Annotated in this window: 12 protein-coding genes; 4 read left to right on the top strand and 8 right to left on the bottom strand. The window is 40.0% G+C overall.

Annotation, left to right across the window (positions count from 1 at the left end):
• Positions 1-187: 187 nt before the first annotated feature.
• From LBQ60_07980 to LBQ60_07970, 3 genes are all read right to left on the bottom strand, one after another.
• Positions 188-622: a hypothetical protein gene (locus LBQ60_07980; GenBank protein ID MDR2037846.1), complete on the bottom strand. Its 435-nt coding sequence runs from the start codon at positions 620-622 to the stop codon at positions 188-190.
• Positions 623-634: 12 nt separating this feature from the next.
• On the bottom strand, positions 635-1,636 hold the full coding sequence (locus LBQ60_07975; protein ID MDR2037845.1) for an alpha/beta hydrolase: 1,002 nt from the start codon (positions 1,634-1,636) through the stop codon (positions 635-637).
• 314 nt (positions 1,637-1,950) lie between these two features.
• Complete coding sequence (locus LBQ60_07970) at positions 1,951-2,313, bottom strand: helix-turn-helix transcriptional regulator (GenBank protein MDR2037844.1); 363 nt, start codon at positions 2,311-2,313, stop codon at positions 1,951-1,953.
• Between the two features lie 153 nt (positions 2,314-2,466).
• Here LBQ60_07970 and LBQ60_07965 point away from each other — a divergent pair, with 153 nt between their 5' ends.
• Entirely contained in the window at positions 2,467-3,009 is a 543-nt protein-coding gene (locus LBQ60_07965; GenBank protein ID MDR2037843.1) for a TIGR04076 family protein, read from the top strand.
• 124 nt (positions 3,010-3,133) lie between these two features.
• On the top strand, positions 3,134-4,006 hold the full coding sequence (locus tag LBQ60_07960) for an arginase family protein (GenBank protein MDR2037842.1): 873 nt from the start codon (positions 3,134-3,136) through the stop codon (positions 4,004-4,006).
• A 107-nt stretch (positions 4,007-4,113) separates the two neighbouring features.
• On the opposite strand, the gene LBQ60_07955 is transcribed toward LBQ60_07960, so the two are convergent.
• The 5 genes from LBQ60_07955 to LBQ60_07935 all read right to left on the bottom strand — a co-directional run bounded on the left by LBQ60_07955 (position 4,114) and on the right by LBQ60_07935 (position 8,526).
• Entirely contained in the window at positions 4,114-5,181 is a 1,068-nt protein-coding gene (locus LBQ60_07955; protein ID MDR2037841.1) for a DUF362 domain-containing protein, read from the bottom strand.
• A 247-nt stretch (positions 5,182-5,428) separates the two neighbouring features.
• Positions 5,429-6,142, bottom strand: a complete 714-nt coding sequence (locus LBQ60_07950; GenBank protein ID MDR2037840.1) for a dihydrofolate reductase family protein — start codon at positions 6,140-6,142, stop codon at positions 5,429-5,431.
• Between the two features lie 36 nt (positions 6,143-6,178).
• On the bottom strand, positions 6,179-6,748 hold the full coding sequence (locus LBQ60_07945) for a hypothetical protein (GenBank protein ID MDR2037839.1): 570 nt from the start codon (positions 6,746-6,748) through the stop codon (positions 6,179-6,181).
• Between the two features lie 129 nt (positions 6,749-6,877).
• Positions 6,878-7,687, bottom strand: coding sequence for an AraC family transcriptional regulator (locus tag LBQ60_07940; GenBank protein MDR2037838.1), 810 nt, complete (start codon positions 7,685-7,687; stop codon positions 6,878-6,880).
• Between the two features lie 209 nt (positions 7,688-7,896).
• Positions 7,897-8,526 carry an inorganic pyrophosphatase gene (locus LBQ60_07935; GenBank protein ID MDR2037837.1) on the bottom strand — a complete coding sequence of 210 codons (630 nt, stop codon included), beginning with the start codon at positions 8,524-8,526 and terminating at the stop codon, positions 7,897-7,899.
• Positions 8,527-9,031: 505 nt separating this feature from the next.
• On the opposite strand from LBQ60_07935, the gene LBQ60_07930 reads away from it, so the two are divergent.
• Both LBQ60_07930 and LBQ60_07925 read left to right on the top strand, forming a co-directional pair.
• Positions 9,032-10,177, top strand: a complete 1,146-nt coding sequence (locus tag LBQ60_07930) for a hypothetical protein (protein MDR2037836.1) — start codon at positions 9,032-9,034, stop codon at positions 10,175-10,177.
• Positions 10,178-10,183: 6 nt separating this feature from the next.
• The coding region (locus LBQ60_07925) for a sigma-70 family RNA polymerase sigma factor (protein MDR2037835.1) at positions 10,184-10,440 on the top strand (257 nt) is incomplete at its 3' end.

Here is a 10,440-nt window from a genome sequence, read left to right as displayed (position 1 = left end):
TTTTCAATGGTCACATGGAACCTTTAGCTCATCGATTCCATATGAATAATTTAATTTATCGATAATATCCATATTTTATTGACTTCGTCGAACTCGTAAACTCGGTTCATCACGTTGGGCGAACAGTGATGTTCATGGATATTTCATTGTCATATCATTCTTCCTTCCGGATTATTTGTGTTGACTGCTATTCCTTTTCCGGTTTCAATAGCTCATATTTAACTTTTATGCTACCTCTGCCCACTGCTTTCTGCAATCCGGAAGTATCATCAATTTTACCGACACGGATGTAACTGTACGAAGTGCGGCTTCCGGCATAAAACAACACCAGTGTGTTCGACGACCATATCATCAGGTCGCCTGCCTGTACGCTGCCGGGATTAGTGGCTTTGCCGGGCATCCTGTCGGGCAGGTTATAATATTTTTCATTACCGTTGTGTTCGCCCATATTTACTTCCATAGGCAATAATTTGACGAGTTCTTTTGCAGCCTCGCTGTCATTCAGCGTAGCGGTAAATTCTTTATTCCCGATGATGATCTTCATTTTCATGTTTTGCGCGTTTAACGGGCTAAATATTAAGACGGTGATTGCCAATGCTATTAATAATGTAATTTTTTTCATCCTTCATTGCATTTATTTGAGATTGGATTTGAAAAAAGTATCCAATTTGTCAAAAGGAATTACATCCAGACGGTCGTACAAATCCACATGTCCCGCGCCTTTCACATAATACAGTTCCTTAGGCTCGGCAGCACGTTTGTATGCATCTTCGCTGAATTCTTTGGAATGCGCCTGGTCGCCTGTGATAAACAGCATCGGGCGTGGCGAAATGGTTTCGATGTCGTTGAATGGATAGAAGTTCATGAATTTCACTTTGCTGGTAACTGTCGGTTTTGTCGTCTTCAGCGGCGATGCGCCTTTAGGGGTAAATTCACCTCTGTCCGGATTGCGGTAAAATTCATAAAATTCACGTTCAATGGGGCCGGATTCCGGTGTCAGTTCAAGCACCGTACCTCCTGCAACCTGCACTTCTGCTCCTTCAAATTCTGCATAGCGCTGTTGAGCAGCAGTGGCTATGATTTGTTTTCGTTGCTCTGAAGTAAGTGAATGATTGAGTCCGTGACGACTGGAATTTCCCATGTTATACATACTGATGGTTGCGATTGCCCTGATACGTGGATCGATTTTCGCTGCACTGATCACAAAACTTCCGCTTCCACAGATGCCGATAGCGCCGATACGCTCACGGTCGATATAATGTCTTGTTCCCAGATAATCGACTGCGGCGCTGAAATCTTCCGCATAAATCTCAGGGGCTACGGCATTACGTGGTTCACCTTCGCTCTCGCCCCAGAAAGACAAGTCTATGGATAATGTCACAAATCCGCGTTCAGCCATATAAGAGGCGTACACATTGGCACTCTGTTCTTTTACGGCTCCCATCGGATGACCGACAACGATGGCGGCATGTTGTTGGTTCAGGTCGATACCTTTAACCATAAACAAGTTTCCGACTACTTCCATCTGGTACTGGTTCTTAAAGCTAACCCGCTGAACGGTTACTTTATCATTGCCTGCAAATTCCCCGGTTCCGGGATTGAGGACATACTTGTTTTGCGCTGCGATATTACTCATGGCAAATACAATTAATAAGGTGATTAAAAAAGTGTTCTTCATCTTTGATTGACTTTTAATTTATGATGCAAAAGTAACCCGGACCGGACGAATGATTTTCGTCCGGAGGCTCAAAGATTTTCGCTGAGAGGCTCAGCTTATGTGTGGGAACGAAAAAAAAATCCTTTCCGGAAAGAACAAGTGATGAATAGTGGTTTGGTAAACAGTGATCCGGGGACTCCGCTATTGGAGACCTATGTATATTAAGTTCGGCTATTTATCGTAAGTAATCTATTGAATGATTTGCGAACAATCGGATCAGTTAGTGATGTTCATTATTTGGGATCTATTTCCATTCCCAATATTTTAGCCATGGTAGGTTGAAAATAATCACCCCATTTTTCAAGTTTTTCTACGATAGGTATTAAGGTTTCACCCACTTCGGTAAGACTATATTCAGAATGAGGAGGTAAGACCGGATAAATGGTTTTCCTGATGATACCATACATTTCCAATTCTTTCAGTTGCTTGTTGATCACCCTTGGATTGGCTTCAGGGAACATTTTATGTATTTCATTCGGACGCAGGCAGCCTTCCATTAATTCGTGGATAATACAACTTTTCCATTTTCCGCCGATCACTTCCATTGTAATTCTGATACCGCAATCTATATCAAAAGGTAATTTCTTTTCGTACATGTTTTTCTTACAAAGATAAGAACAAGTATTCATTCATTACATATATACATTATTTTATCATATAGTGATAAATTTATCACTATATGAATAATTTACCCGTACTTGTATAACGATGTAGATACTCTTATTTTTGTCCTTTAATTGTATCTGAACATGAAAGCAGCTAATAAAAGAGCAATAAATCATAATATAGACAAGGAATCGTTCAGTAAGGGATGTGTTGGAGATAATTCCCGGAGGAAGTTTATCAGGGCTTCTGCGCTATTCGGAACCTCGACATTATTAGGAACGAACATCTTGTTAGGTGCTTCAGCCAAAAATTTAACGATAACCAAAGGAAATAATTCAGGTATGGATAATAAAGGAACAACAAAAACACACAAGTGTAAGATTACAGTCTTAAAAAGAGAATACAATCAGGAACTGGCTGACAAGTATCTTGCCAACCCAAATGTGGGGAAATGTCCGTATTTTCTTGAAGGACAGGAGTTCATTGTTGATAATGAGGCGCATTTCAGAATGATGAACGGAAAGTTCTGCGGCGAAGCATGGGACGCGATCAGTCGTTATATTTACACTGCTTTGCAGGGCGGTTCCATCATGCGGGGTTGGACAAATGACGAGAAAATGATGATCACCTGTTGCAATGACGGGGTTCGTCCGGTAATTTTCAAGCTGGAACGCATTGATGAATAAAAACCACTTTAAGTGAAAAGTCATTATGAAAACAAAAAAGATCACATTATTCATAGTTGTTGTTACTGTTCTTTTTTATGGATGCGGGCCATCCCAACAGAATAAAAATTCAAATCAGATAAATATGAAAAGTTCTTCAACCTTAAGGCTTATTTATCCTCAATGGCAGGGAGGTATTATCACTTCGCTTGTTACAGAGGTTCCGGCAGATGATGCTTCACGCGGATACTACCTTGGTTCCCATCTGCTCAATTTTCTTGCTCCCAGGAATGGGCAAAAAACTGTAGAAGTTCCGGTTTCATTGGACGTAAACGACAGAAAGGTTAAAAATGGAATAAATGCTTATGACGTTATCCTGCAACAGACCAAAGATGCCCTGTCCCTCTTAAATGAGAATGATCCCGAACGTATCATTACACTTGGTGGGGATTGTTCAGCCAGTGTGGTGCCGTTTACCTATTTGGCTGCTAAATATCCTGACGATGTAGCCATTGTCTGGATAGACGCTCATCCTGATATAAACGTACCTGGCGATGCTTATGAAGGGTATCACGCTATGGCATTGGCGGCATGCTTCGGCAAGTGGGATGATGAGATCATCCGGGCGTTTCCTGCAAAAACAGAACCGGCCAAAGCGTTGGTCGTCGGCCTTAATGAGTTTGATCCGGGTATCGATGTACGTCTGGAAGAATGGGGTGTAAAAAGCCTTCATCCGGCAGAAACGGTTGATAACAGCAATGCTGTCCTGGAATGGCTAAAAGGTACGGGTGCATCAAAAGTTATGATACACTTTGATCTCGATGTGATCGATCCGGCGGAAATGATTGCAGCAGTGGGGATAGTACCCGGAGGTATGAAAATTGACCAGCTACTGCGGGTCATCAGGGATATATCGGCGGAATATGATATCGTAAGCCTTACCGTTGCAGAACCGATGCCCAGAGTTGCCATCAAGATCAAAAATATCCTGGATGAACTACCCTTACTTAAAGATTAATTTATCATTCATGTTTAACACAAAAAGAAGGTATCCAAATACCTTCTTTTTGTGTTGAGTCGCTGGTTTACTGTAATTTATAGCGTAGAGCACTTTTATTCCTATTTTCATACCATCACCAGTTGATACCGGCTGTTTCCCATCCCAAGCGCTTCGGCATGTTCTACGATACGTATGCCATTGCGGGATTCCATGCGTTCTATGAGATGTACTTTTCCGGGATCGGTTGAAGCATATACCTGATCTACACAAGCTTTATCCAGGGCAACAGGATCGAGTGAGGCCAATATACCTATGTCGGCCATTTTCGGATCTTCCGGATTGGCGTCGCAATCACAATCGACGGAAAGATTATTCATAACGCTGATATAGATGATTTTATCTCCACAATGAGCAGCAATAGCCTGTGCCGCTTCTGCCATAGACTCAAGAAAATCATTCTGGGCGGGATTTCCCCAATCCGTTGTACTGGCTCCTGCAGAGTGTATCAGGGTTTTTCCTTTGGACGATGCAATGCCGATAGACATATTTTTCAGGGCTCCGCCAAATCCACCCATGGCATGTCCCTTGAAATGCGAAAGATTGACGACAAAGTCATAGACGGTAAAATGTGAACCTACAATGTCCTTAGTTAAATGTTTACCTCCGGTTACCGGTAATTCTGTTTCACCTTCGGAATCCATGATGTCGATGGGGGCAATGGCTGTAAAGCCATGATCAACAGCTGCCTTAAGATGTAATTCTGTTGTTGCGCGATTACCGCCATAAGCTGTATTACAATCGACAATCGTTCCGTTCACCAGCTGTACCAGATCACGGACAAGTTCAGGCTTCAGGTAATTATGTCCTCCCGGTTCGCCCATACTCAGTTTAACGGCAACTTTGCCGGTAGCCTTACGTCCCAGTTTTTCATACATGGCAATAATGGCTGCCGGAGATATCTCTTTAGTCATATAAACCACCGGAGCATTATCAGGACTTTGCTCCCCAGATGATTCATTAGTTACATCGGTATTCTTGTGTGCGGAACTGCATCCATACGCCAGAACAGGAATTACAGCCAGGTATTTTAAAGCTGTCCTTCGGTTGATTTCTGCAGGCTTTCCGGCATAAACACCTTGTTTGCTATTCATTTTCAGCCATTGATCGGCTGCTCTTTTTTTCGTATTTTCCATGGTCCATTTATTTTAAGCACTCAGTGCTATTTATTATTTTCTTAAGTCACATTGATCAAATGAATTACATTCAGAAAATATGACATTAATTGTTTTATATTACTTAATATTCGGTAAAAAAATGATATCAATTGATCAAAAGGTAAGTATGACTTGTTGTACAGATTGGTGCGAGTCAATATGAAATCCTTTGGACTCAACTGTCCCGTATGTATCATTTTTATAGAAACGATGGCAGACATATGTTTTATACTTTATGGAATTTATAATGAAGCCATACGATACCATACGTCAGGTTTTTTACTGAGAGTAACTCCAACGCCTGTCCCTGTGCGGGCAACTCATCCTTTTTTCCTTGATACTCGATGATGGAAGGAACTCCGGAAAGTCCGTCCATTCCGGGATAGATCAACAGACTGAATTCATCGAGTAATCCGGCTTTCAGGAAAGTACCGTTCAATACGCCACCGCCGTCAAGCAGAAGTTCATCGTAGCCAAATTCGGTATTCAGCGTTTCGAGGGCTTTGTTAAGGTCGTAGCCGTCTGTTCCTGCAAAAATGTAAGAAATGCCTTTTTTGCGGAGGTGGGAGAGATATTCATCGGACACTTTCTCACCAAGGACAGTGATTATATTATCACCGTTGATTTTGTCACTGGGGTAAACAATCCGGCCTTTTGAGTCAAATATGATACATGTATTTTCGGTCTCCCGTTTACCGGCATAAGTCTTAAATTCTTTTGCCGGCAGGTATTTGTTGTAATCGAACATTGTTACTTCGTTGTCTGTCTGTATGGTATTACGACCAATCATCCAGGCACGGGCTTTAAGTTGCCTGCTCACTTCATAATAGGGCTCATAGAGTTCATTCCGGTCGGTTCCGTCGAAAGGAGCACTCCAGCGGTCACCTATCAACCTACCGTCTACTGAACTCATCATATGACAAATGATTTTCGGTTTCATGTTTCTATTGTTTTATTTTACAGAAATGTATTCAGACTAATTTTTATGGCATGGAATACTGATGAGGCTCAATCCCCAGGGATTCATGAAATCAAATAAACAGGTGAAAAACCTGTTGTCAAGCAGAAGCAGGCAATAGATACCTTCACGTAGTTTTAATTCCAGGATTTTCCCTGATGGTTTTACACCCCATTGGAAATATGGAATCATTGACACATGAAGGCTTTGTATATAAGGTGTCTTGGGTAACCTGACAATGCCGCATTCCAGTTTTCCACCATATGACAGTATTTGTTTTTTTCTGACATTTTTATAACATTCAGACAGGAAAGGCCTGCTAAATCCCATAATGATGCCCTGGAACATCTCTTCCTGATCATTCTTTTTATACAACTTAACCGGCATGTCCTTTCTGATAAATACAGACTCACCGCTTTTAACGGAGATCTCTTGGCCGCTTTCCAGAATAACCAACTCTCCGGAATAAATAAAAATGATCAGGTGCTCGGTTGAATTGTGTAAATAACCGGAACCAATGCTGAAAAAACTATTCAGAAACAAGTCGGAATAATTGAAAGCCCTTTGTATACCATTTCCAGATTTCATGATAGAACAAAATTAAAACGAAAGCCGCAGAGTGCTTTCGCTCTGCGGCTCAAAGATTTTTGCTGAGAAGTGCAATCGGAAATTTTCTGATGATATATTACGGATTTGATCCCGAAACCGGCCTTCTATCTATTTTTTTGGAGAAAAACCGTATTGTTTTTTGAATGCGGAATAGAAATGGGATACATTTTTGAAACCGACCTCTACATAAACATCACTTACTTTTTTGTTTTCGTTCTGAAGTTTCTCGTAGGCAATTTCCAGTCTTTTATTAATGAGCCATTTCTGTGGAGTTGTGTCGCTTACTTTGGCGAAGTCGCGTTTAAAGGTGGCCAGGCTCCGACCGGTATAGGAAGCGATCTCCTCCATAGTGAGTTCATACATATAGTTTTCATTCAGGAAATCCAATATATCGATTTTCCAGGGCTCTGTAAAATCGAACAAAACGGGGAAGAATTTTTTATCCGTATTCAATAAACAATAAACACCTTCCTGTTCCTTAAGGTTGACAATTTCTTCAGTAGGATGTACGGCAGAATCAAAATAGGGGATCAGGGATTGAAAAAGGCTGGTAATATCAGGTCTTACTGGAATTTTGAAAACACTTTCTTCCGGCGTTTTTACATTTTTAGGAATTTCTGCTTTATCCATTTTATTGTAAAAATCCCTGAGCATACTTCTTCTGAATGTCAGTGAGATACCTTTGTATTGTTCTTCTCCGAAAGGTTGTTTGTACATGACCACACGATGGTCACGACGTATAAATACACACTCTCCCGGATGGATTGTCATTTTTTCACCATTATTGTCAATTACTTGTTCACCCGAATAAAGGTATAAGAGTGTGTGATCTTTGGTTGCATGGACACAAGAGGTATGGTCATCGGTAAAACATGACAGGAATATACCTGAGTAATTAATGGTTTGAAGAGGCTCCATGAAATTTATATTTTATTAGAAACACAGATTTGATTGATAAACTGTATACTGATCGCAAAGGTAAAGATGAAACAATGGAATATTTTCGCTGACAGGCTCAAATTTTGTGTTTGGTACATATTATTTTTCAACTCCCTGAAGAAAAATAAATGGAAGGTAAGGCACTTTTTATGTTATGTGAAATTGGATATTATGATAAAACAGGGAATTTATATCAATCGTGGTTTTATTTCAGCATCATAATCTTTCATGGATCGTAGAATAACATCGTATGCGGTCTCTTTTCCGTAGACATCTTTGAGTTCCATCCGTTGCTTGTGGTCGGTCGGAAGATCTTTATAAGTGGTGAAATAATGGATTAGACGGTTTACTATAGGTGCCGGTATCTGGCTAATATCCGTGTAATGACCATATACCATGTCATTTTTCAATACAGCAATGATCTTATCATCCGCCTGTACATGATCCAACAAACGGAATCCGCCTATAGGATGTACCCTGGCGATAATATCTCCATGTGTCACATCTTTTTCAGTGAGTATGCAGATATCCAGCGGGTCACCGTCTCCCTGTATATCTGAACGCTTTAGTGCCAGATTGGTTAACACAGCTACCTCTTTGCCGCAGTAGGTCTGCGGTAAAAAACCGTATAAGGCAGGCACTATGTTGGAAAATTTTTGTGGACGGTCAATAGAAAGATAACCCGATGCCTTATCCACTTCATATTTTATTGTGTCCATCGGTACTATTTCTATGAATGCAGTTACTTCTTCCGGTACATCTTCTCCAATATTTATACCGTGCCAGGGATGGGCTTTATGTTTGTGGTATTTTTGCATGATATTTTATGGTAAGGTTCTATAAGTATGTGATTTGCTGGTCTATAGGAATGACTAGAGCCAGATATTAAGTAATGTAGAACAATTAATGTTATACTTTATGAACATAATCCACTTGATAAATGCTGCTTAAGAAAACAATAAACAACACTGGGCGCTTAAAAGGATTTTAGCCATGAACAATTACGGTGTTGAAAGTAGTTCCTATTGATTTACTCTTTTTTACTCAACAAGTATTGACGGAATATTTCTACCGTACGACTTTCAAGGTACGGGTTTAAAGCTAATCCTGATACATCTTATTTTGTCAAAGTTATTAAATAATGATCAATCATAACAAAAAGAATGGTTATATTTTTATTTTTGGTTGTTTTCTTATTTCGCTTAGACTTATCCTGTTATCTGTGTTGTATCAGATTACCTGGTCGCAAAATTTATTGAACGTTTTTAAAAGACAGGTGTATAATCAGCAAAATAAAGTTTAACTTCAAAAAAATATTCAAGTATGAAAACATTGACAAAAGTAATTCTTTGGGTTGTTTTATCCGCTTTTCCATGTTCTGTATTTTCTCAGAAAGCAGAAACCGTTCATTCATTTGCACGTGTCCTAAAAGATCTGGACTGGTACAAGGAGCAGGCCAGGCTATGGAAAAATGAAATTGATAATAAGACCACAAATGCTGAAGCATGGGTGAATTTCTACAAAGCCAACAGGGCCATAGAAAGGTACTTTGGTATAGACCCCGGCAAACAACAGGAAGAATATCTGGTACCCATGGCTCAAATTGTTGAAAAGGCGGAAAAAGCAATCCCCCATACATTCGAATTGAACTTTATCAAGTCTGAAGACCGTTTTTATGATGAGGAAGGAATCGCATGTTTATTACAGGCACAAAAGATGCGGCCATACGATCCGTTACTGATCCCTTCTTTGATGACTTATTACGCCATCAATAACGATAAGAAAAATATTCGGGTGGTAAGCCAAAAGTGGTATGACAGCAATGAGATGGCCATAGAATTCCTGGCAACAGGTTATAATATGCTGATGTCGTTGGATGACAATGCCATCATCCTGGTATATGGCGATAATGATACTTATCCGATATGGATATTACAGAATGTATTAAATGTTCGTACCGATGTAACCGCGGTAAATATGATGATGGCCCAGATAGATAAGTACAGGCAATGGTTTTTTAAAGAAAACTCGATTCCCGAATTTACAGTAAATGAAAATGAGATGAAAACAGTTCCGGCACTTATTCATCATGTGGTCAGAAATGTGAAAACACGTCCGGTATATATTTCACCGTTTGCGGACAAGAATATTTATGCCGGTTTCTCCGATAAACTTTATATGACAGGCCTGGCATTAAAATACAGCGAAAAGGCTTTTGATAACATCGCAGTATTGAAAAACAATATCGAAAACAAGTTCCTGTTGGATTTTTTAAAAATAACACTTCAGAATTCAATATCCGAAAGCTTAATAGCAAAAATGAATCTGGGTTATGTTGCACCTTTTCTGAGGCTGTATGAGCATTATCGCCTTTCGAACGAAACCGTGAAAATGAAAAACATAAAGAGTATGGCGCAAACCATTTCAGAAAAAGCAGGAGTTCCGGAATGGATGCAATACTTTGAATAAAGACCAATGGCATTGTTCAAAATCAAAAAGAATTACCGGGCAATATCCGATGAAGAACTAATGTCGCTTTTTTCAGGAAATGACCAGTGTGCTTTCGATGAACTCTACAGGCGTTACTCGAAAGCACTGCTTAATTTCTTTTACCGGATGTTGTACCATAACAGGGAAAAAGCCGAAGATTTTCTCCATGATCTGTTTTTGAAAATCATTGAGGATCCGGATAAATTCGATCATTCAAAAAGGTTCAATACCTGGTTTTACAC

This window comes from Bacteroidales bacterium (genome assembly GCA_031275285.1).
In the GTDB taxonomy this organism is placed as follows: domain Bacteria; phylum Bacteroidota; class Bacteroidia; order Bacteroidales; family UBA4181; genus JAIRLS01.
This window is presented reverse-complemented; position numbering and strand designations above follow the sequence as displayed.